The sequence below is a fragment of the Streptomyces tendae genome, assembly GCF_014650435.1.
GTDB lineage: Bacteria > Actinomycetota > Actinomycetes > Streptomycetales > Streptomycetaceae > Streptomyces > Streptomyces tendae.
Genome location: NZ_BMUY01000106.1, coordinates 1 through 592, shown reverse-complemented (window position 1 = coordinate 592; position 592 = coordinate 1). Strand labels below are relative to the sequence as shown.

Genomic DNA, 592 nt, shown 5'->3' with positions numbered 1-592 from the left:
CCGCAGCTTCGAGAACTTCGAGTCGGGGTTGAACCTCGGCATCGACGGTGCCAGCACGGCCGTGGGGGCGGCGGCCATCACGGCCAGGGGGTCCAGCGACACCAATCAGGACTGGGTGAAGGACGACAGCGCGTACAGCGGGGACTACTTCGCGCTCAAGAACCGCAAGAGCGGCCTGTGCCTGGGCATCTCGGGTGCGAGCACCGCCAACGGCGCGCAGGCCGCTCAGTTCCGCTGCGACGGCTCGGCCAACCAGGGCTGGATCCTGTCGCACTGACCCGGCCGTCGTGGCACCTCGGCGCCCCGGACCTCATCGGTCACGGGGCGCCCTGTGCTTCCTGCGGTGGCGGTCCGTCACCCCGGCGGTCGCAGGCGTCCTGCCAGTTTCCGGCCCCATCTCTGGCCCGGGGCCTCGACATAGCGGTAGGTCAGCACGCTCACCGGCAGAAGCACGGCGTAGAACGCCGCTGTCAGCAGAGGGGTGTCCCGCTGCCATCTGCCGAAGGTTCCGTCGCTCACGGCCAGGAGCACAGGGTGCACCAGGTAGACCGAATAGCTGATCGTCCCCAGCCCGATCAGCAGGCGCGGGAGG

Annotated in this window: 2 protein-coding genes; one reads left to right on the top strand and one right to left on the bottom strand. The window is 69.4% G+C overall.

All coding sequences use genetic code 11. The annotated features are described in order from the left end of the window. The coding region (locus IE258_RS40850; protein WP_189750846.1) for an RICIN domain-containing protein at nt 1–277 on the top strand (277 nt) is incomplete at its 5' end. A gap of 77 nt (nt 278–354) precedes the next feature. On the opposite strand, the gene IE258_RS40845 is transcribed toward IE258_RS40850, so the two are convergent. Continuing rightward, nucleotides 355–592: acyltransferase family protein (locus IE258_RS40845; RefSeq protein ID WP_373309992.1), on the bottom strand; the 238-nt coding region annotated here is incomplete at its 5' end.